The 18,702-nt window shown below is 65.7% G+C and carries 20 protein-coding genes and 4 pseudogenes; 15 read left to right on the top strand and 9 right to left on the bottom strand.

Features of this window, described 5'->3' with window-relative positions; translation table 11 throughout:
• Positions 1 to 98 precede the first annotated feature (98 nt).
• Positions 99 to 1,304: a nucleotide pyrophosphatase/phosphodiesterase family protein gene (locus CD928_RS09605; protein WP_095386859.1), complete on the top strand. Its 1,206-nt coding sequence runs from the start codon at positions 99 to 101 to the stop codon at positions 1,302 to 1,304.
• Positions 1,305 to 1,345: 41 nt separating this feature from the next.
• Positions 1,346 to 1,804, top strand: a complete 459-nt coding sequence (locus CD928_RS09600; protein WP_095386858.1) for a MaoC family dehydratase — start codon at positions 1,346 to 1,348, stop codon at positions 1,802 to 1,804.
• A gap of 9 nt (positions 1,805 to 1,813) precedes the next feature.
• Here CD928_RS09600 and CD928_RS09595 read toward each other — a convergent pair whose 3' ends face one another.
• On the bottom strand, positions 1,814 to 2,296 hold the full coding sequence (locus CD928_RS09595; RefSeq protein ID WP_095386857.1) for a hypothetical protein: 483 nt from the start codon (positions 2,294 to 2,296) through the stop codon (positions 1,814 to 1,816).
• A gap of 148 nt (positions 2,297 to 2,444) precedes the next feature.
• Positions 2,445 to 3,836, bottom strand: coding sequence for an isoprenylcysteine carboxylmethyltransferase family protein (locus tag CD928_RS09590; protein ID WP_141237151.1), 1,392 nt, complete (start codon positions 3,834 to 3,836; stop codon positions 2,445 to 2,447).
• Positions 3,837 to 4,108: 272 nt separating this feature from the next.
• Between CD928_RS09590 and CD928_RS09585 the strand changes: the two genes are divergently transcribed.
• Both CD928_RS09585 and CD928_RS09580 read left to right on the top strand, forming a co-directional pair.
• Positions 4,109 to 5,320 carry a M23 family metallopeptidase gene (locus tag CD928_RS09585; protein WP_095386856.1) on the top strand — a complete coding sequence of 404 codons (1,212 nt, stop codon included), beginning with the start codon at positions 4,109 to 4,111 and terminating at the stop codon, positions 5,318 to 5,320.
• A gap of 1 nt (position 5,321) precedes the next feature.
• Positions 5,322 to 5,723: a polymer-forming cytoskeletal protein gene (locus CD928_RS09580; protein ID WP_255247097.1), complete on the top strand. Its 402-nt coding sequence runs from the start codon at positions 5,322 to 5,324 to the stop codon at positions 5,721 to 5,723.
• Between the two features lie 12 nt (positions 5,724 to 5,735).
• On the opposite strand, the gene CD928_RS09575 is transcribed toward CD928_RS09580, so the two are convergent.
• The 5 genes and pseudogenes from CD928_RS09575 to CD928_RS09555 form a co-directional block, all read right to left on the bottom strand.
• Positions 5,736 to 6,107, bottom strand: coding sequence for an STAS/SEC14 domain-containing protein (locus tag CD928_RS09575; RefSeq protein ID WP_095386854.1), 372 nt, complete (start codon positions 6,105 to 6,107; stop codon positions 5,736 to 5,738).
• A gap of 56 nt (positions 6,108 to 6,163) precedes the next feature.
• A complete protein-coding gene (locus tag CD928_RS09570; protein ID WP_176473534.1) occupies positions 6,164 to 6,595 on the bottom strand; it encodes a GFA family protein in 432 nt (143 codons plus the stop codon).
• A 58-nt stretch (positions 6,596 to 6,653) separates the two neighbouring features.
• Positions 6,654 to 7,529 (bottom strand): annotated as a pseudogene (locus CD928_RS09565) (YifB family Mg chelatase-like AAA ATPase); the annotation flags it as partial.
• A gap of 430 nt (positions 7,530 to 7,959) precedes the next feature.
• Positions 7,960 to 8,289 (bottom strand): annotated as a pseudogene (locus tag CD928_RS09560) (ATP-binding protein); the annotation flags it as partial.
• A gap of 593 nt (positions 8,290 to 8,882) precedes the next feature.
• Positions 8,883 to 9,635, bottom strand: a complete 753-nt coding sequence (locus CD928_RS09555) for a hypothetical protein (protein WP_095386852.1) — start codon at positions 9,633 to 9,635, stop codon at positions 8,883 to 8,885.
• Positions 9,636 to 9,800: 165 nt separating this feature from the next.
• On the opposite strand from CD928_RS09555, the gene CD928_RS09550 reads away from it, so the two are divergent.
• Both CD928_RS09550 and CD928_RS24020 read left to right on the top strand, forming a co-directional pair.
• Positions 9,801 to 10,133 (top strand): GrlR family regulatory protein, encoded by a 333-nt coding sequence (locus tag CD928_RS09550; protein ID WP_095386851.1) that lies wholly within the window; start codon positions 9,801 to 9,803, stop codon positions 10,131 to 10,133.
• Positions 10,134 to 10,223: 90 nt separating this feature from the next.
• The gene (locus CD928_RS24020; protein WP_095387363.1) at positions 10,224 to 10,607 is read left to right on the top strand and encodes an excalibur calcium-binding domain-containing protein; all 384 of its coding nucleotides are present in this window, start codon (positions 10,224 to 10,226) and stop codon (positions 10,605 to 10,607) included.
• Positions 10,608 to 10,613: 6 nt separating this feature from the next.
• On the opposite strand, the gene CD928_RS09540 is transcribed toward CD928_RS24020, so the two are convergent.
• Entirely contained in the window at positions 10,614 to 11,870 is a 1,257-nt protein-coding gene (locus CD928_RS09540; protein ID WP_095386850.1) for a hypothetical protein, read from the bottom strand.
• 81 nt (positions 11,871 to 11,951) lie between these two features.
• Positions 11,952 to 12,593, bottom strand: a pseudogene (locus CD928_RS09535) (magnesium chelatase domain-containing protein); the annotation flags it as partial.
• Positions 12,594 to 12,777: 184 nt separating this feature from the next.
• On the opposite strand from CD928_RS09535, the gene CD928_RS09530 reads away from it, so the two are divergent.
• From CD928_RS09530 to CD928_RS09495, 9 genes and pseudogenes are all read left to right on the top strand, one after another.
• Positions 12,778 to 13,485, top strand: a complete 708-nt coding sequence (locus CD928_RS09530) for a TetR/AcrR family transcriptional regulator (RefSeq protein ID WP_095386849.1) — start codon at positions 12,778 to 12,780, stop codon at positions 13,483 to 13,485.
• Positions 13,486 to 13,523: 38 nt separating this feature from the next.
• Positions 13,524 to 13,964 carry a VOC family protein gene (locus CD928_RS09525; protein WP_095386848.1) on the top strand — a complete coding sequence of 147 codons (441 nt, stop codon included), beginning with the start codon at positions 13,524 to 13,526 and terminating at the stop codon, positions 13,962 to 13,964.
• A gap of 26 nt (positions 13,965 to 13,990) precedes the next feature.
• The gene (locus CD928_RS09520; RefSeq protein WP_217983748.1) at positions 13,991 to 14,422 is read left to right on the top strand and encodes a DoxX family protein; all 432 of its coding nucleotides are present in this window, start codon (positions 13,991 to 13,993) and stop codon (positions 14,420 to 14,422) included.
• 55 nt (positions 14,423 to 14,477) lie between these two features.
• Positions 14,478 to 15,443: an alpha/beta fold hydrolase gene (locus CD928_RS09515; RefSeq protein ID WP_095386846.1), complete on the top strand. Its 966-nt coding sequence runs from the start codon at positions 14,478 to 14,480 to the stop codon at positions 15,441 to 15,443.
• A gap of 39 nt (positions 15,444 to 15,482) precedes the next feature.
• Positions 15,483 to 16,157 (top strand): glutathione S-transferase family protein, encoded by a 675-nt coding sequence (locus CD928_RS09510; protein ID WP_095386845.1) that lies wholly within the window; start codon positions 15,483 to 15,485, stop codon positions 16,155 to 16,157.
• Positions 16,158 to 16,210: 53 nt separating this feature from the next.
• Positions 16,211 to 16,555 (top strand): annotated as a pseudogene (locus tag CD928_RS23785) (DUF1428 domain-containing protein); the annotation flags it as partial.
• Between the two features lie 21 nt (positions 16,556 to 16,576).
• Entirely contained in the window at positions 16,577 to 16,930 is a 354-nt protein-coding gene (locus CD928_RS23780; RefSeq protein ID WP_255247144.1) for a DUF1428 domain-containing protein, read from the top strand.
• A gap of 156 nt (positions 16,931 to 17,086) precedes the next feature.
• Positions 17,087 to 17,818 (top strand): DUF899 family protein, encoded by a 732-nt coding sequence (locus tag CD928_RS09500; protein WP_095386843.1) that lies wholly within the window; start codon positions 17,087 to 17,089, stop codon positions 17,816 to 17,818.
• Complete coding sequence (locus CD928_RS09495) at positions 17,815 to 18,612, top strand: VOC family protein (RefSeq protein ID WP_095386842.1); 798 nt, start codon at positions 17,815 to 17,817, stop codon at positions 18,610 to 18,612. The genes CD928_RS09500 and CD928_RS09495 overlap by 4 nt, the downstream gene beginning before the upstream one ends.
• The last annotated feature ends 90 nt before the right edge of the window (positions 18,613 to 18,702 follow it).

The raw sequence follows: 18,702 nt of genomic DNA, 5'->3' as shown, positions 1-18,702 counted from the left end.
GCCCCAAGAAATGCAAGGAAATTTCCGACCGACGGCGCGCGCGCGGCGACGCACGACTTGTCGCCGCGCTGTCATCCGCCCATCCTAGCGGCATGACCATGACCCGAATCGTCTCGCTGATCCTCACCCTTGTCTTCCTCGCCGCCGCGCCGCTGCGGGCCGGGGAAGACGGTGACCGCCAGCCCGTCACCATCCTCATCTCGATCGACGGGTTCCGCGCCGATTATCTGGACCGCGGCCTCACGCCGAACCTGTCGCGGCTCGCCGCCGAGGGCGCGCACGGCAAGCTGCGCCCCTCCTTTCCGACCAAGACCTTCCCCAATCATTACGCGATCGTCACCGGCAAGCGGCCCGACACCAACGGCATCGTCGGCAACCGGATGATCGACCCGCGCCGCCCCGACCAGATCTTCAGCCTCGGCGATGCGAAGCAGTCGCTCGACCGCTTCTGGTGGGACGAAGCCGAGCCGGCTTGGGTCACCGCCGAAAAGGCCGGGGTGCGCAGCGCGACGATGTTCTGGCCGGGCAGCGAGGTCGACATCCACGGCGCCCGGCCGCCCGACTGGCTGCGTTTCGACCAGCATGTCTCGGGCGCCCAGCGCGTCAACACCGTGCTCGACTGGATGCGCCGGCCGGCGGCGATCCGCCCCGCCTTCGTCACCCTCTATTTCGACATCGTCGATACCGCCGGCCATCGCTTCGGCCCCGACAGCGCCGAGGTGAACGCCGCGATCGCCGAGGTCGACAGCCGCCTCGGCGAGCTTGTCGCGGGGCTCGACGCGCTGGGCCAGCCCGTGCGCCTGCTGGTCGTCGCCGACCATGGAATGCGCGCGGTCGACGCGGCGCGCGTGATCCAGCTCGCCGACCTGATCGACCTTCCCAGCATCATCGCGGTCGAGACCGGCCCCTATGCCGCGATCGAGCCCGCGGCGGCGACCGACGACCGCGTGTTCGCGGCGCTGCTGAAGCCGCACGACCATATGGATTGCCGCCGCCGCGAGGATCTGCCCGCGCGCCTCCACTACGGCCGCAACCCGCGCGTCGCCGCGATCATCTGCATCGCCGAGCCCGGCTGGTCGATCATCGCGGGCGAGCCCGAATGGCCGATCGCGGGCGGCGCGCACGGCTATGACAATCAGGACCCCGACATGCTGGCGCTGTTCGTCGCCGCCAACACCGGCCTCAAGGGCGATATCGGCATCGTCGACAATATCGAGGTCTATCCGCTGCTGATGACGCTGATCGGCGTCGCGCCGCTGCCGAGCGACGCGACGGGCGCCCTCGCGAAGCGGATCGCGCATTAGGCCGCTTGCCTTCGCCGGCCCCGGCGCGCCATAGGATCGCCATGCTCTATTATGAAGATATCGAGGTCGGCGCGACCGAGCGCTTCGGAAGCAAGCGCGTCACGCGCGAGGAGGTGATCGACTTCGCGAGCCAGTTCGACCCGCAGCCTTTCCACCTCGACGATGCGGCAGCGGCCGCGACGCATTTCGGGCGGCTGTCGGCGAGCGGCTGGCACACCGGGTCGATGACGATGCGGATGCTCGCCGACAATATGAAAGCGCGCGAGCAGGCGAGCCTCGGCTCGCCGGGGATCGACGAACTTCGTTGGCTGAAGCCCGTCTATCCCGGCGACACGCTGCGCTGCGAGACCGAAGTGCTCGACAAGAGGCGATCGAAAAGCCGGCCCGAGATGGGATTGTTCCAGTCGAAGCTCACCGTCTTCAACCAGCATGACGAGCCGGTGATGACGATGCGCTCGACCGGCCTCATCCGCGTCCGCGAGCCCGGCGTCGATCGATAGGGTTCAGGCTCAGGCCTTGCAGGCCCACGCGCCCTCATAGCTGCGTTCGCCGCCATAGGTGCGCTGCGCGGTGAGCGTCGCGACCTCGGACCCTTCGGCCGGCTTGACCGCCAGCTTCATGCCGGGACCCGAGAGCTCCATGCCCTTTTCGAGCGCCTTGAAGCCGCCCGAGCCCGCGACGCGCAGCACCTTGCCGCCGATCTTGTAGGCGCCCGAGGCGAGCTCGTCGTCGCCGATGCTGGCCTTGGCGACGAGCGCCGGACCCGACTGGCCCTTGATGGTGAAGCTGCATTCATGGTCGCCGTCGAGGCGCAGCAGTTCGCCCTTTTCGATCGCGCTCAATTCGATCGGTTCGCCGCCGCCGGTGTCGGGCAGCTTCTTTTCGTCGACCGCGGTCTTGGTTTCGGGGGTTTTGGCTTCGGACTGGGGTTGGCCCGAACAGCCGGCGAGCAGCAACAGGGCGCCGAACGACGCCGCAAGAGGGGATTTCATCGACTTTTCTCTCCTTTGGCCTTCGACTTGGCGGGCAACAGCCCGCTAGTTTCGAAGACGAGGAGTCCCGTAACGGCGCAAATCCGACCGCGCAAGACCGCCATTCCCGCAATTTCCGGAGTGTGCCGTCCGTTCGGCGGCCGTGCGGCTAGGCGACCGGCCCCACGCGCGAATCGGGTTCGAGCCGGATCAGCGGCGCGCTCCGTCCCGTCAGCTTTGCGAAAAGCCGCGGCACCAGCGCGTTTTTCTGCGCCCAGCTCCAATAGGCCTGATAGGCGGGATCGGCGAGCAGATGCTTTTCCTCGGTCTTCGCGCGCCAGTAATAGACGCTGCTGACCAATGCGAGGAGCGCCGTGTTGCGCGCGCCCTCGACCCAGCCGCCGCTGGTGACGAGGAAGGGCAGCGAGCCGACCCACCAGCTCAGATTCTTCGAGATATAGGCGGGGTGACGCGTCAAGGCATAAGGGCCGTGGGTGATCACGCCGCGGTGCGTCAGGTTCGAAAAGCGGATGCCGAACGCCATCGTCGCCCAGGCGTAGACGGCGATCAGGCCGACGAGCAGCGCGCCCCAGACCGCCATCAGCGTGTCGTGACCCGCGAGCCAATAGCCCCAGTCCGCCCCGCCGACCTGATAGTCGAGCGGGCCGCCGTTCATCAGGATGAAGGGCGGATAGCAGATCAGCGCCGCGACCCATGCCATGCCGTAGGGATTGGCGGTGCGGATGTGCGCGTCGAGCGGCTTCAACGTCAAAATATAGCCGACGGTCGCGATATGGACGTCGACCAGATAGAGAAGATTGATCGTCCACAGCCCGGTCATATAGGGGTTCGCCAGCACCTCGCTCATCGACACGCTGACCAGCGACGAGAAATTGCCCGGCACGATCGACAGCATGAAAGCGGTGAAGAAACCCTTCACCGCCCAGGCGCGGAAATGATGGCCGATCGCGCGGCCATCGACCGGCGCACCGGGCGCAATGAGCCAGCGGCCGAAGGCGTAGCAGCCGTCGCGCGGATCGACCAGGCGGCGGTCGAGCCACAGCATATAGGGGACCGAGACGAGCAGCAGCCACGGCGCGACGCGCGCGAGCAGCTCCATCGAAAATTCATATTGCCCCGACCAGTAATAGCGCATCGTCGCATAACCGAGCGCGATCAGCCCCCAGGTCGCCCAGAGGCCCGCGAGCTTGGTCAGGCTGATGTCGAGCGTCTCGCGCCAAGGCCGGCGCAGCGACCAGTCGATCCCGGTCGACGGATTGCGGTGCACCTTGTCGACGAACAGCGACCAGAGCACCATCGGAACGCCGCAGGCGAGCACGCTCGCGATCGCCGATACGGGGCCGTCCATCCGCCCCCGGCCGCCCCAGTCGATGCCCAGAAACGCCGCGATCTCGGGCGCATAACGCGCGATCAGCAGATAGGAGAAGAGGCCGATCAGCCCGACGATGCCGACGCCTGCGCTGACCGCCGAACGCGGCCGCGTCTCGCGGGCGGCGGGGCCGGCGTCCGCCGCGTCGATCGCTGCGGAAAGGTTGGGCATGTGCGTCACCCGCTCCGCCTAGCCCGAAATGGTAAGCAAGCCGTCAACGATGGCGGCGGACACCCTCTACTCGACGCCTGTACGTTCGCGATTCGCGCTGCGATTTTCGGCGGAAAAGTCACCATTTTGGCAGTTTTTCACGACTCATCGCATCCCCCTTTCGATTCAGCCCGAGTCGGGGCGCAAAGATTCGCGCTGGGCTGACACCGCTGGTAAAGCGCGCTTCACGTCGGGGCGGAGGGCTCCATCAGAACAAAAGACGGGGTCGTTACTTGTCTTCGCAATCGACCGGTCTGCGCCGTTGGCGCCAGCGCTTCAACGCGCTGTTTCAGGACCATGAAATCTTCGTACGCACGCACGGACACGTCCGCTTCCTGCGCGTGAGCGCCGTCTGGCAAAAGCGCGTCGCGCTGATCGCAGGCGCGGTGCTGCTCGTCTGGGCCGGCGCCACGCTCACGATCTTCGTCAATCAGCTCCTGACCGCCGGCGAACGCGCCGAGGTCGCGCAGAAGGAAGCCGCCGCGGCCGCCGCCGAAGCGCGCATCGCCAAATATCGCGACCGCATCGGCGAGATCGCCGCCGACCTCGACGAACGCCAGGCGCAGCTCGAGGATTGGCAGAAAACCTATTTCGGCGCCGAGCCGCTCCCCGCCGACGCCAAGGCCGGTGCGGCGGACGCGGCGGCCAAGCCGCTCGAAACCAGCGCGGCCGATCCGCGCCTGCCCCCCGAGGCGCAGGTGCTCGCGCGGCTCGAAGCGCGGCAGGAGGCCTTTTCGGCGCGCCTGCTCGCGGCGGTCAACGCGCGCGCGGGCAAGGCCGAAGGCGCGGTCGCCAAGCTCGGGCTCGACCCCAAATCGCTGGTCCGCAAGGCGAGCACCGGACAGGGCGGTCCCTTCATCCCCTGGCGCGGCCGCATCGGCCGCGCGGGCGCGCTGGGCAAGAGCTTCGCCGCGCTCGAAGGCGCGCTGTTCCGCATGGAGGTGCTCGAACGCACTCTCGTCGCCATCCCCTCGGGGCAGCCCGCGCATGTGCTGATGCTCTCGTCGAGCTACGGCTATCGCCACGACCCCTTCACCGGCGCGAGCGCGATGCACGCGGGGCTCGATTTCCCCGGCCCGCTCGGCACCCCGATCCTCGCCGCCGCCCCGGGCAAGGTCGCCTTCGTCGGTCGCCGTTCGGGCTATGGCAATGTCGTCGAGGTCGATCATGGTCAGGGCATCATGACCCGCTACGCCCACCTGTCCGGCTTCAACACCTCGGTCGGCGCGCGCGTCGCCGCGGGGCAGCAGATCGCCAAGATGGGCTCGACCGGCCGCTCGACCGGCAGCCACCTGCATTTCGAAGTCCGTTTGAACGGCGTCGCGGTCAATCCGCGCCGCTTCCTGGAGGCCAAAGCCGATGTTCTCGAAGTCAAAGCCGATGCCCGACAGCGAGTCGGTGCCCTCGCCCGCGCCCATGCCGGCAGCGCAGTCGCAGCCCGCTAAGATGGCGACCGGCGCCCGCCATACGACCTTCTCGATCATCGGGTCGGACGTCGTCATCACCGGCAACGTCGCCGCGAGCGTCGACCTCCACGTCGACGGCAAGATCGAGGGCGACCTCAAATGCGCGAACCTCGTCCAGGGCGAGGCGAGCGAGGTCAAGGGCGCGATCGTCGCCGAGACCGCGAAGATCGCGGGGCTGGTCGACGGGTCGATCGAGGCCAAGACGCTGATCATCCACGCGAGCGCGCGGATCACCGGCGACGTCGTCTACGAAACGATCACGATCGAGAATGGCGGCAAGGTCGACGGCAAGCTGTCGCACCGCCGCCACGGCGCCGCGCCGGCCGCGGTCAAGGCCCCGCCGCCGCTCGAAGTCGTCGAGAACAAGTCGGTCGGTCTCTGACCCGGCGGCGCGTCACGCGGCGCCGGTAACCCAGTCCAAGGCCTCTTTGCGCGCGTCGGGTTCGAAGACGCGATAGCCGATATGCGGCAGGACCGCGCTTTCGATCTTGGTCAGGGCGCGTATCCAGGCCTGGTCGGCAACCACGGCGACGCGGCCGAAACGATCGAGCTTGCCGAGTAGCGGCAGAGCGCGCTTCATATAGGCACCGAGCCCCGCGATCTCGACCCCGTCGATCGAGCGCGTCTCGACGAAGACATGCACCTTGTCGTGCCGCGCCATCGCGCCGTCGAGCCGGTCCATGACCGCATCGAGTTCATCGCCGCCGATCCGGTCCGAAACGATGAGCGCGATCACGTCATCCGCGCTGTCGATCATCTCGAGCATGGCTTTCTCCTCCCCGCCGAAACGCGGCGGACGCCTGGCCGTTCCCCGCCAGGCCGTCAGCCCTGCATGACGGGCGACCCGAAGCCCTCGGCATATTGCGGGGCGCCGTCGGTGATGCACACCCACGGCGCCTTCGACCCTACGAAGATATGCGCCGCATAGCCCCGAAACCCCGGGTCGTCGTCGAGCAGCCCCGCCGGCACGAAATAGATCTTCCCCTCGGCATCGGGATGCGGCGTCGGGCTTCCGCACGTCCGGCAGAAGGTGGATGTCCAGCCCGCGCCGCCGGGGACCGCGAAGCTCGCGATATTCGCCTCGCCGCCCAGCCAGCGAAAGCTGCGGACCGATGTGTAGAAGACGGCATTGCCGTCGGTCCCCGAAACCTTCCGGCATTTCGAGCAATGGCACTGGCCGGCCGGGCCGATCTTCCCGTCGATCGCGAACGACACCGCCCCGCAAAGGCACGATCCCCTGATTGGTTCTGACAATGTACGCTCCTCTGCGGGCCAGGATAAAGAGTCGCGGATGGGCCGCAATGCTTCATCCTCAATTGCGCGGCGCCTGCCGCCGGTAGCTGAGCGCTTCGGCGATATGGATGCGGCCGATGGTGTCGACCCCCGCGAGGTCGGCGATCGTCCGCGCGACGCGCAGCATCCGCGTATAGCCGCGCGCTGAGAGCCGCATCGCCTCGGCCGCTTGCGCCAATAAGGCGCGCCCCGCCTCGTCAGGGGTCGCGACCGCTGCGAGCAATTCGCCGTCGATCTCGGCGTTGGTCCGCGCCTTGTGCCCGGCGTAGCGCCGGGTCTGAACGCCGCGCGCCGCTGCGACGCGCGCCGCGACCTCGGCGCTGCCCTCGGCGGGCGGCGGCAGGACGAGGTCGGCGGCGCTCACCGCCTGCACCTCGACATGCAGGTCGATGCGGTCGAGCAGCGGCCCCGACAGCTTGGCCTGATAATCGGCGGCGCAGCGCGGCGCGCGGCTGCACGCGAGCGCCGGATCGCCCAGATGCCCGCAGCGGCACGGATTCATCGCCGCGACGAGTTGCACCCGCGCCGGAAAGGTGACGTGGGCATTGGCGCGCGCGACGCTGACCTCGCCGGTCTCGAGCGGCTGGCGCAGGCTGTCGAGCACCCCGCGCTGAAACTCCGGGAGCTCGTCGAGGAACAGCACGCCGAGATGCGCGAGGCTGACCTCGCCCGGCCGCACCCGCAGCCCTCCGCCGACGAGCGCGGGCATCGAGGCCGAATGGTGGGGGCTGCGGAACGGCCGCGCGCGAACGAGCCGCCCGCCTTCGAGCGTCCCCGCGACCGAGGCGATCATCGACACTTCGAGCGCCTCGGCGGGCGTCAGATCGGGCAGGATGCCGGGCAGGCAGGCCGCCATCAGCGACTTGCCCGCCCCCGGCGGCCCCGCCATCAGCATGTATCGCACTTGGAGACCCCTTGAAGGAGCTTCAACGATGCGCCACCTTTACCCCATGCCCAAGCTCTATTCCTACACGCGGTTTAGCACGCCGGAACAAGCAGAGTGTCAAACGGCGTTCAAAAGGGACCCCCTATCGGCGTCGAAGAGGGACCCCCTTTTCGGATATGATGCCGGTTAGTTGAGGGTCGCCTTGCGCTGCGTGCGGCGGAGGGCGGGCGTAGCCCGACCGGAGGCGCGCGCAGCGCAAGATANTGTCAAACGGCGTTCAAAAGGGACCCCCTATCGGCGTCGAAGAGGGACCCCCTTTTCGGATATGATGCCGGTTAGTTGAGGGTCGCCTTGCGCTGCGTGCGGCGGAGGGCGGGCGTAGCCCGACCGGAGGCGCGCGCAGCGCAAGATAGATTTTTGAAGGGGCCGAAGGTGGCGGTCAGCTGCGGTTTTTGAAGCGCCAGCTATCGTTGCCGGTCTCGATGATATCGCAGTGGTGGGTGACGCGGTCGAGCAGCGCCGTAGTCATCTTGGGATCACCGAAGACGGTAGGCCACTCGCCGAAGGCGAGGTTGGTGGTGATGATGACGCTGGTGCGCTCATAAAGCTTGCTGATGAGGTGGAACAGCAACTGCCCTCCGGAGCGGGCGAACGGCAGATAACCGAGCTCGTCGAGCACGATCAGGTCGAGCCGCGACAGCTGCGCCGCCAGGGTCCCGCCCTTGCCGATCCGGGTCTCCTCTTCGAGGCGTGTCACCACCCTAATGATCCGATTAGGCTTGAAGCGCCTTGTTCAAAAGGCGTCGCACCGCTTCGGATCGCTTCAGAACGTCCGCTTAGCTTGGGCGTCATGCGTAATCCTCCCGAGCAAAATTAGGCGGCGCCTAGATAATCGCAATGAATGCGGCAGGTATCGGCATAAGGAACAACGCTAACCTACCACGCCACCACTGACTAATAATGCGCCGCATATCCCCCTCTCCGAGCAACCTACAGGGTGCCACATTGCGCGGAATAAGTCCCCTCGCGGTTCTCGTTAAATGGCGCCGCAAACAAAGCGGGCTGTAGGTAGAATTATCTGTAACAAATTCGGGTGCCCTATGTCGAGATACCGGTCGGCTCCCGAATGCCGCTGCATGGGCACGAGAGGGCAATTTAAGGGCATATGTGGCGCCAGTTATTCCTATGCCGCGCGGCGGTTGGCCAGTATAAGGACCCTATGCGGCGCCCTACGGCAATTCAGATCGAGTTTGCCTTAGTGCTGATAACTGTCGTTGCCGGTTGGGCCCTTTTCGTCATCGGTCTTTTTTAGGATGGCGCCATATTCCCATTGCCCGCCCACCAGATGATGGCGGCAGAAATTTAGGTTCGATCCTGTTTCCGAATAACCATTGTCGCCGCACCTAGCCACGCCGCCACGTTCGGCAGGCCCGCACCAGCACAGACGGCCATGCAAAGTGCCGATACTGCAAAGGGCATAGGATCATCTTTCAAAGCCTTGGCGGCTCGACCGAGATATTCGACTGCTTCCTTTTTAACTGCCAGAGAAGGCGCCGCCTCCTTATCGTATGCGGCAATCAGGCTTCCAAGCGCGTCGTGCAGACCCTTAAGGGCGGCAATGGCTTCCTGATGTTCGTCCAGCGGCGGACCACCGTTTCCCCTCCCGCGCTCCAAGTGGTCAATCAATGCTTCGATTGATGCTTGGGCGACAGGCAGAAGGGCCTTTGCCGCCGCAGCCTCTTCCCGCGCGCTCCGTTTGCCTGTCCAAGCGCTGGCGCTTATCGGCTCCCATTCGCCGGGGACTTTCTCCGCCAAGGCGATGAAGTCGCGCAGCAACTCGCGAACGTGCTGCCGGCGAGGCTCCCATTGATCGCTGTATGACTTTATGTAGGACCAGAAGGCCCCAAGGTCGTGGTTGGTCTGAACGATGTTAGGCACCGTATGCGCTAATGCAGGATGGTCTCGCGCCCAAGCGCGCAACTGCTTATACTTGGCGTCAGACGCGCCATCCCGTTTTCCTTCACAAGCCGCGACGAGAACATTCTGTAACTCAATGGCACGCTGATAAGGGTCCAGTCGCGCCAAATCGTTGAATAAATCGTGAGACAAAAACACTTCCCCTATCCGTCGTGCTCTTCGCTGCTAGAGCATTTTCACCCAGGAAGCGATGCGTCCCTCTTTGGGACTTGGCGCCGAACCCTACCCCTTGAATGCCCCAGGGCGTTCCCCATGTGTTCGGCGGCGCCAATCCGAGCGCCCACATAACAAGAGGATACCAAAATGGCGTTTAAGGATGGCTTTTATAAGGTGCAGTTTGGCACGCCCCTCGGCGAAGGTTCGGGCGTAGCCTATCTGACCGACGGAAAGATTTATGGGGGCGATAGCATGATGGCCTACGCCGGAACCTATGCCGTGAATGGGGATCAGCTCACGACAGAGGTTAACGTCTTTACTCACACTAACCAGCCGGGAATGGAGAGCACCTTGGGCGTGAACTCCGCTACCCTCCAGCTCTCTGGACAGGCTGACGGCAATGGCGCCTCACTTGTAGGGAGCGCACCGCAAGCTCCCCATGTGCAACTTACTTTGAAACTCTACCCCTTGCAGGCGTGAGCACACCCGCCGCCCCCGCCGCCGCCGCTCGGGAACATCGCCTACTTCGTGTGGATCGACTTGTTTACCATTTCGTGGCAGCGTCCCGACATGGCGAAGGGGGAGAATAGCCAAGGACTGCTAGTGGGCGTCGCGATTGCCGCGTTCGTCCTGGGCAGATGCACCGCAGGAGACACGGAAGCCCCGCCGCGCGCCAACGAAGAACCGCAGACACTCTTTGAGGCACCGATGGAAACTCCCGGCGCGGCGATCCCCGAAGGCTTCGAACTCGTCCCGCCCTCGGCGGAAGCCGTGCCGGAGCCGAAGGTCGCACCTGTGCCCCTCGTTTCCCACGAACCAAGTCGCGCACATGGAGGCAGAGCTTTCGCTAATTGCTCCGAAGCGCGAGCGGCGGGGGCGGCGCCGGTCTATGCAAGCGATCCCGGATATGCGCCTCGACTAGATCGAGACGGAGATGGGGTTGGGTGCGAATAGCAAAACTCAAGGCTCAGGCCTGTTGGTCTGTTTCAGTTTAGACGAGTTTTCAATGGGCGCCGGCTCCCTGCTCTTTGTAATCTTTCCAACGATCAACTCCGCCCAAGGGCTGCCGTGGTTTTCAGTTTCGACATGACGTAACGGCGCCTCATCTAGGCGATCAAGAACAGAGCCGAAGAGGCGTTTTTCAAATTGAGGGTCAATTCTTACCGCCTCGCGTCTATAGCCCTCATATGCCTTCGCCACTGAGGCTTTGAAGGCGTAATCCTCCGCCAGCCGAAACCGCTGCCCAATCTGCTTGGTGAGAATCCACGCCAACCACACTGGCCCAGCCACGCTAATCGCGGTGAGCATCACATGAACCCAAAGAAGTTGAAGCGAAACGTCGGGCTTTTCTATCAAGTCATGAATAGCCCTTATGCGTAATGCGGAGACTACCGCGGCTGTCGCGAGAGTCCCCACAAGCACCAACCCTAAAATACCAGTGGACGTGCCCAACGCTCTCGCCTTCTGATCGAAAGCAGCCCCCAACCCCTGCGTAGTAGCCGCTGCTTGGGCTGCCTCAGTGCTAGCAACCAACTGCTGCGCTTGGTCTTTCATACTGGCGATTGCAGCTTGGTCGGATGCGGCGGCTTTTAGCGCGCCTGCCATCGCTCCCTTATTATCATCAATGACCTTCATCGCCGCAGCATATGCCTCGCGCGCTTCGGCCAAGCTCTGAAGATCAGCCGGCAAAGCCTCCGCTGTCGCGCGCGCCTCATTTATCTCGCTGATCTTCTGAGCGAGCCCCTCGCTGTCGCCCGCGATCTTTTCCACGGTGCCTCGAAGGGTTCGAAGTCGGCGCAACTGACTTGCAGGGATCAGCTTTGCATCCTCAATCTTCTCCCAATCATTTTCGTTGGGCACGTAGGGCTCCAACAGACCATTAATGCGGTCAATCAGCGAAAGGGTTGTCAGATACACTTGCCAAGCGTTGCCCCCGCTCACGTTCGGGAGCACGCTTTGTTGAAGGAAGGATATGCGGCCAGGAAACTGCGAAAGGGTCTCGAAATCCGTATCCGAAACGTTTCGGCCATCGAAGCTTTGGATAAGCTGTATCGGGCTTCTTATGATTTCCGCAAATTCTGTCCGGTTAATCGCGGGCAGGTTCCAACCCCAAATCTCATTTAAGGGCCGCTCATCTCCGATGTTATTGATTAGGAACGTCGCAGCAGCATCCAACGCGCCGGAAATTTGATCTAGAATAGCCCCCGCATCTTGCATGATATTCCCCTCTCCCCAGCGCTATTGCTAACAATATATGGTCTTCGGCTAATATAGCCAAGCGGGTCTTGACGACCTGTATATTAGCAGATTATGGCCGCCCGCCGCGGCGATCTCGAGCGCGCGCTTCGCGGTCTCCTGTCCCTTGACCTGCGCGAGATCGGCGGTGCGGACGGGCGGCTCGACCTCCCCCGGCCGCGGCGCGGCGAGCGGCGCGCTGCCCTTGAAATGATTGAGCAGCGACAGAAGGTCGGGCGCCGCGAGCACCTCGACATTGCCGGCCCAGGCCGCCTCGGGGCCCTGCGCGGCCGGGCAGACGAGTCCGCGTTCGACGCTGCCCGCGTGGAGTGCCGCGAGCAGCACGCCGGGCGACGCCGCGACCCGCCCGTCGAGCCCGAGCTCGCCGACGACGACGTAGCTCGCCAGCGTTTCGGGATCGACCACCCCCATCGCGCCGAGCAGCGCGAGCGCGATCGGCAGGTCGTAGTGCGAGCCCTCCTTGGGCAGGTCGGCGGGCGACAGGTTGACCGTGATGACCTTGGGCGGGAGCGACAGGCCGATCGCGGCGATCGCGGCGCGAACGCGCTCGCGGCTTTCGCCGACCGCCTTGTCGGGAAGCCCGACGACGATGAAGCGCGGGACGCCGGGGGTGATCTGGCACTGCACCTCGACCCCGCGCGCTTCGAGCCCGAGATAGGCGGTGGTGGCGACGATCGCGACCATGGACATTCCCCCTCGCGGGCCTTGTGCCCGCTTTGTTCCCCAAACCCTTCATAGGGCAAGCGGCGGGAGGGTCGAGTCTTTTTCCCCCAGTTTCCCGAAGTTGTTTCCCGAAGTTGGCGAAGGGGCCGCGGAGCGCGAGGTCCACGAGTTGACAACATACCAACCAGTCGGTATGTAGATTCGCATGACGACGAATCACCGCCCCTCGACCCCCTCCCGCCGCGCCCCGCGCGGTTCCGCTGCCGCCGCCCGCACTGTCCCCTCGGCGGGCGGCGGCGCCCCCGCAGGCGGGCGGGCGGCGCGGGGGAGCGCGCGCGACAAGCTGATCGCCGCGGCGCATCAGACGGTGCGGCGCAAAGGCTATGCCGCGACGACGGTCGACGAGATTTGCACGGTGGCGGGAGTCACCAAAGGTGCCTTCTTCCACCATTTCGCGTCGAAGGACGCGCTGGCGGTCGCTGCCGCCGAAGGCTGGACCGAGCGCGCGCGGCCGATGTTCGAGCTGCCGCCGCACACGAAGCTGGAAGATCCGCTGGACCGCCTGCTCGGCCATATCGATTTCCGCCTCGCGATGCTCGAAGGCCCGGTCGAGGATTTCACCTGCTTCGTCGGCACGATGGTGCAGGAAGCCTATGCGACGAGCCCGGCGATCCGCACTGCATGCGAGGCGAGCATCACCGCCTATTGCGAGGCGCTGGCCCCCGACATCGAGGCCGCGATCGCGCGCCACGGCATTTCGCACGGCGTCGGCGCGATGAGCCTCGCGCGGCATATCCAGGCGGTGCTGCAGGGCGCCTTCATCATGGCGAAGACCACGGACGACCCTGCGATCGCCCGCGACAGCGTCACCCACCTGAAGCGTTACATCCTCATGCTGTTCGGCAGAGGCTGATCCATCCCCCAAAAGCGAAGCGAAGAGAGGAATTCCCCATGTCCGATACCCCCAAAATGATTTTCGTGAACCTGCCGGTCGCCGACCTCGAAAAGTCGAAGGCCTTCTATACCGCGCTCGGCTTCACCAACGAGCCGCGCTTCACCGACGACACCGCCGCCGCGATGGTCTGGTCGGACAGCATCTTCGTGATGATCCTCACCCACGACAAGTGGAAGAGCTTCACCGACCGGCCGATCCCGCCCGCGACGTCGAGCGAGGTGTCGCTGGCGCTCGCGCTCGGCAGCCGCGAGGCGGTCGACGCGATGATCGCGGCCGCGGCCCAGAATGGCGGCACCGCCGACGTCAATCCGGTGCAGGATCACGGCTTCATGTACGGCCGCGACCTTCTGGACCCCGACGGCCATGTCTGGGGCCCCTTCTGGATGGATCCCGCGGTGGCGAGCGGCGAGGCCGAACTGCCCGAAGTCGCGGGCTGAACATCGACCCAGGGAGGAGAGAGACGATGACTGCGACAACCACCATGACGGCGGCCCCATCGAATCGCACGGCGCTGATCGCCGGCCGCATCCTGAGCGGTCTCGTCATCGTCTTTCTGCTGCTCGACTGCGGAACCAAGCTGATCGCGCCGCAATTCGCCATCCAGTACAGCCCGCCCGGCCTTGGCTGGCGGCTCGACGTCGCGACGATGCGGACGCTGGGCGTGCTGCTGCTGATCCCGACGCTGCTGTATATCTGGCCGCGCACCGCCGTGCTCGGGGCGATCCTGATCACCGGCTATCTCGGCGGCGCGATCGCCACCCACCTGCGCATCGACAGCCCGCTGCTGAGCCACACCCTGTTCGGCGTCTATCTGGGCCTGATGCTGTGGGGCGGGCTGTGGCTGCGCAGCCCGGCGCTGCGCCGGCTCGTCCCGCTGCAGGCTCCGCAGGGCTGATCCCGGCCAAGGAAAGCCGCCCGCGGCTCCGTCACCTCCCGAGAAGGAAATTCCCATGTCCTTTCATCCTCCCCAGCTTTCGATGCCGCGCCTTGCCACGGCGCTGATCCCGGCGCTCCTGCTGGCGGCCGCCGCGCCCGCCCACGCCCAGCCCGCCCCGGCCAGCGCACCCACGGCGACCGCCGTCGCGGCGAAGCCCGGCACCGCCGAGGTCAACGGCATCAAGCTTCACTATGCGGTTCACGGCGACCTCGCCTCGGGGAAGACGCCGCTGCTGGTGCTTCACGGCGCCTTCATGTCGGGCGAGGCGATGAAGCCGCTGGTCGATCGCTTCGCCGCGGCGCGCCCCGTCATCACGGTCGACGCGCGCGGTCACGGTCGCACCGGCGAGGTCGGCGGCACGACGAGCTATGAGGCGATGGCCGACGATGCCGCGGCGCTGCTCGCCGACCTGGGCGTCGCGCGCGCCGACGTGCTCGGCTATTCGATGGGCGGCAGCACCGCGGTCGCGCTCGCGGTTCGCCATCCGGATCGCATCGGCAAGCAGGTCATATTGTCGGGCACCGCGAGCCTCGACGGCTGGTATCCCGAAGTGCTCTCGGGCATCGCCGAAATGACCCCCGAGGCGCTGGCCGGATCGCCGATGGAAAAGGCCTATCGCGACATGTCGCCGACCCCCGACGCCTTTCCGAAGCTCGTCGCGGCGATCAAGCATCTCGATTCGACGCCCTTCGCCTTCAGCGACGAGCAGCTCCGCGCGATTCCGGGCAAGACTATGATCATCCTCGGCGATGCCGACGGCGTGACCTTCGATCATGCGATCAAGCTGTTCAAACTGCGCGGCGGCGGCGGCATGAAACCCGTCACCCAGGGTTTCATGACCGAGGCGCCCCGGGCGCGGCTCGCGATCCTGCCCGCCACCTCGCACATCGGCGTGATGGCCGAGGCGGCGACGATCGCCGCGATGGTCACCCCCTTTCTCGACGACGCAACGCCGCCGCTGCCTGCGGAGTTCTTCTGAAAACCCAGCGGCAAACCCCATGATCCAAGGAGAGGATCCATGCCCGTCAATCCGAATGCCACCATCGAAATCACCGCCTTCGACTGGGTTCCCGACTTCGCGCGCGGCTTCGTCCGCGACCTGCGTCCGCGCTGGGCGTGCGAGGAAATGGGGATCGACTATGCCGAACATCTGATCAGCGCGGTCAACCGCCCGGCCGAGCATTATCGCGACCAGCCATGGGGCCAGGTGCCCGTGCTGCGCGACGGCGAGGTCCGCCTGTTCGAAAGCGGCGCGATCCTGCTCCACCTCGCCGAACGGGACGCGGCGTTGCTGCCGCGCGATCCGCAGGGCCGCGCGACCGTCACCAGCTGGCTGTTCGCCGCCTATAACAGCGTCGAGCCCTTGATGTTCGAGCTGTCGAACGTCGACCTGTTCGCCGCCGGCGAGGAATGGGCGAAGCTGCGCCGCCCGGGGCTGATGGAGTTCATCCATCAGCGCTTCGGCAAGCTCGCCGAGGCGCTGGGCGACCGACCCTGGCTGGCCGGCGACTTCAGCGTCGCCGACATCGCGATGGCGACGGTGCTGCGCGAAGGCATCGAAAGCGGCGCGGTCGCCGAGCATCCGAAGCTCGAGGCCTATCTGGCGCGCTGCCTCGACCGCCCGGCCTTCGACCGCGCGCTGAAGGCGCAGCTCGCGGCGTTCCGCGAGGAAGCGGGGCCGGTGGGGCAATGAGAATAGCCCCTCCTCTCCAGAGGAGGGGAGAAGAAGAACAAAGGAGAGAGACGATGACCTATGTGGAAGGATTTGTCCTCGCGGTGCCGAGCGCCCGGAAAGAGGAATATCGCAAGCATGCCGCCGAGGCGGTGGCGTTGTTCAAGGAATTCGGCGTGCGCCGCCACGTCGAGACGTGGGGCGACGACGTCCCCGCGGGCAAGCTCAACGATTTCCGCACCGCGGTGCAGGCGAAGGAAGGCGAGGAGATCGTCTTCAGCTGGTTCGAATATCCCGACCGCACGGCCCGCGACGCCGCGAACGAGAAGATGATGAGCGATCCCCGGATGGAGAAAATGGGCGAATCGATGCCCTTCGACGGACAGCGGATGATCGTGTCCGGTTTCGACTCGCTCGTCGAGGAAGGGCTCGGCGGAGCGATGGGCTATACCGACGGCTTCCTGCTCGCGGTGCCCGACGCCAACAAGGACGCCTATCGCGCGATGGCCGACAAGGCGGCGGTCGTCTTCCTCGATCATGGCGCGACGCGCGTGCTCGAATGCTGGGGCGACGACGTCTATGACGGCAAGGTCACCGATTACAAGCGCGCGGTCCATACCGAGGCGGGCGAGACCCCGGTGTTCAGCTGGATCGAATGGCCGAGCAAGGAAGCGCGCGTCGCGGGCTGGGAGAAGGTCATGACCGACGAACGGATGAAGCATGATCCGAACGACCAGACCTTCGACGGCAAGCGGATGATCTACGGCGGTTTCACGCCGATACTGGATGCGTGACGCCTTTTCACCCCTCCCCTTCAGGGGAGGGGCAGCGAGACTTGCGGGCTTGCCCGCTAGTCGCAGCGGGGTGGGGTCCATCGACCTTGCGCAAGGCCGATGGACCCCACCCCAACCCCTCCCCTGAAGGGGAGGGGCTTTAGAAAGGCAGAGACGATGCAACATCTGGCCTTCCCCAATGAAAGCCCCGACTATCGCGAGGCGCGCATCGCGCTCCTCGATGCCGAGATCGCGCTGAGGCGGCAGATCGAGGCGGTCGCGGCGCAGCGGCGCGCGCTGCCGCCCGGCGGCGCGGTGCCCGAGGATTATGCCTTCGAGCGCATCGGCGCGTATCAGCGCCCCGAAACGGTGAAGCTGTCCGAACTGTTCGGCGATCACCCGAGCGTCATTCTGCAAAGCTTCATGTTCGGGGCCGAGCGCGACACGCCCTGCCCCGGCTGCACGCACATGCTCGACGCGATCGACGGCAGCGCCCGCCATATCGGACAGCGCGCGCCGCTCTATATCGTCGCCAAGTCGCCGATCGCCCGGCTCGAAGCCTGGGCGAAGGAACGGCGCTGGCCGCACCTTCATTTCCTGTCCGACGTCGAGGGTCGCTATTCGGCCGATTATTTCGGCGACACGCGGCGGCTGGGCGCGGCGAAGCGCGCCGAGCGCGGCATGGGCGAAGGCGAGGATTGGGACGAGACGATCTTCAACGTCTTCTGCAAGGACGGCGATGCCATCCGCCATCATTGGGCGAGCGAAATGGCCTATGCGCCCGAGGATCCCGGCCAGCACCATCGCTCCGGCGATCTCGTCGATCCGCTGTGGGGGCTGCTCGACATGACGCCCGAGGGGCGGGGCAATTTCTTCCCGAGCCTGAGCTATGAAGGAGAAAGACGATGACCAATCCCAAGGGCAGTTTCATCTGGTACGAGCTGATGACGAGCGACCCCGACGGGGCGGCGCGCTTTTACGGCGCGGTCGTCGGCTGGACGATCGCGGCGCATTCGGACCCCGCGGCGAGCGGCGTCGACTATCGCATGATCGCCCGCGCGGACGGCGGCAATGCCGGCGGCGTGCTCGCCTTGGGTGCCGACATGCTGGCGGGCGGCGCGCGGCCGGCGTGGATGGGCTATCTCTACACCCCCGACGTCGACGGCACGATCGCGGCGATCACGGCCGACGGCGGCGCGGTGCACATGCCCGCGACCGACCTGCCGGTCGGGCGCATCGCGATGCTGTCGGACCCGCAAGGCGCGGTCTTCTATGTCATGAACCCGATCCCGCCCGCCGGGATGGAGGATATGGACAGCGACGTCTTTTCGGTGACCGAAGCGCAGCATGTGCGCTGGAACGAGCTGATGACCAGCGACCCCGACGCCGCGATCGCCTTTTACCGCAAGCACTTCGGCTGGGGGCAGGAGGGCGCGTTCGACATGGGCGACATGGGCGCCTATCGCTTCCTGCAACTGGGCGAGGTCGGGATCGGCGCCGTCATGGGGCTGATGCCCGGCGTGCCGGCGGCGATGTGGTCCTATTATATCGGGGTCGACGACATCGACCGCGCCGCGGCGGCGATCACCGCGAACGGCGGCACGATCACCAACGAACCGATGGAAATCCCCGGCGGCGAGTTCGCGATGAACGGGGTCGACCCGCAGGGCGCGGCGTTCGGCCTCGTCGGGCCGCGGCGTTGAGGCATGTAAAGCCCCTCCTCTTCAGAGGAGGGGTTGGGGTGGTGGACACCAGTGCGGACACACCACCCCGCTGCGACTAGCGAGCAAGCT

The organism is Sphingopyxis sp. GW247-27LB (genome assembly GCF_002277025.1).
Taxonomy (GTDB): Bacteria; Pseudomonadota; Alphaproteobacteria; order Sphingomonadales; family Sphingomonadaceae; genus Sphingopyxis.
Note: the sequence above shows the minus strand (reverse complement) of the source record. Positions and strands in the feature narration are given on the sequence as shown.

Coding starts and splice junctions, on each gene's coding strand:
- CD928_RS09540 (WP_095386850.1), bottom strand. CDS start 11,870: ATGCAAGATGCGGGGGCTATTCTAGATCAAATTTCCGGCGCGTTGGAT.
- CD928_RS09600 (WP_095386858.1), top strand. CDS start 1,346: ATGCTCTATTATGAAGATATCGAGGTCGGCGCGACCGAGCGCTTCGGA.
- CD928_RS23780 (WP_255247144.1), top strand. CDS start 16,577: ATGGGCTATACCGACGGCTTCCTGCTCGCGGTGCCCGACGCCAACAAG.
- CD928_RS09525 (WP_095386848.1), top strand. CDS start 13,524: ATGTCCGATACCCCCAAAATGATTTTCGTGAACCTGCCGGTCGCCGAC.
- CD928_RS09530 (WP_095386849.1), top strand. CDS start 12,778: ATGACGACGAATCACCGCCCCTCGACCCCCTCCCGCCGCGCCCCGCGC.
- CD928_RS09580 (WP_255247097.1), top strand. CDS start 5,322: ATGGCGACCGGCGCCCGCCATACGACCTTCTCGATCATCGGGTCGGAC.
- CD928_RS24020 (WP_095387363.1), top strand. CDS start 10,224: ATGGCGAAGGGGGAGAATAGCCAAGGACTGCTAGTGGGCGTCGCGATT.
- CD928_RS09495 (WP_095386842.1), top strand. CDS start 17,815: ATGACCAATCCCAAGGGCAGTTTCATCTGGTACGAGCTGATGACGAGC.
- CD928_RS09510 (WP_095386845.1), top strand. CDS start 15,483: ATGCCCGTCAATCCGAATGCCACCATCGAAATCACCGCCTTCGACTGG.
- CD928_RS09605 (WP_095386859.1), top strand. CDS start 99: ATGACCCGAATCGTCTCGCTGATCCTCACCCTTGTCTTCCTCGCCGCC.
- CD928_RS09595 (WP_095386857.1), bottom strand. CDS start 2,296: ATGAAATCCCCTCTTGCGGCGTCGTTCGGCGCCCTGTTGCTGCTCGCC.
- CD928_RS09515 (WP_095386846.1), top strand. CDS start 14,478: ATGTCCTTTCATCCTCCCCAGCTTTCGATGCCGCGCCTTGCCACGGCG.
- CD928_RS09575 (WP_095386854.1), bottom strand. CDS start 6,107: ATGCTCGAGATGATCGACAGCGCGGATGACGTGATCGCGCTCATCGTT.
- CD928_RS09550 (WP_095386851.1), top strand. CDS start 9,801: ATGGCGTTTAAGGATGGCTTTTATAAGGTGCAGTTTGGCACGCCCCTC.
- CD928_RS09500 (WP_095386843.1), top strand. CDS start 17,087: ATGCAACATCTGGCCTTCCCCAATGAAAGCCCCGACTATCGCGAGGCG.
- CD928_RS09520 (WP_217983748.1), top strand. CDS start 13,991: ATGACTGCGACAACCACCATGACGGCGGCCCCATCGAATCGCACGGCG.
- CD928_RS09590 (WP_141237151.1), bottom strand. CDS start 3,836: ATGCCCAACCTTTCCGCAGCGATCGACGCGGCGGACGCCGGCCCCGCC.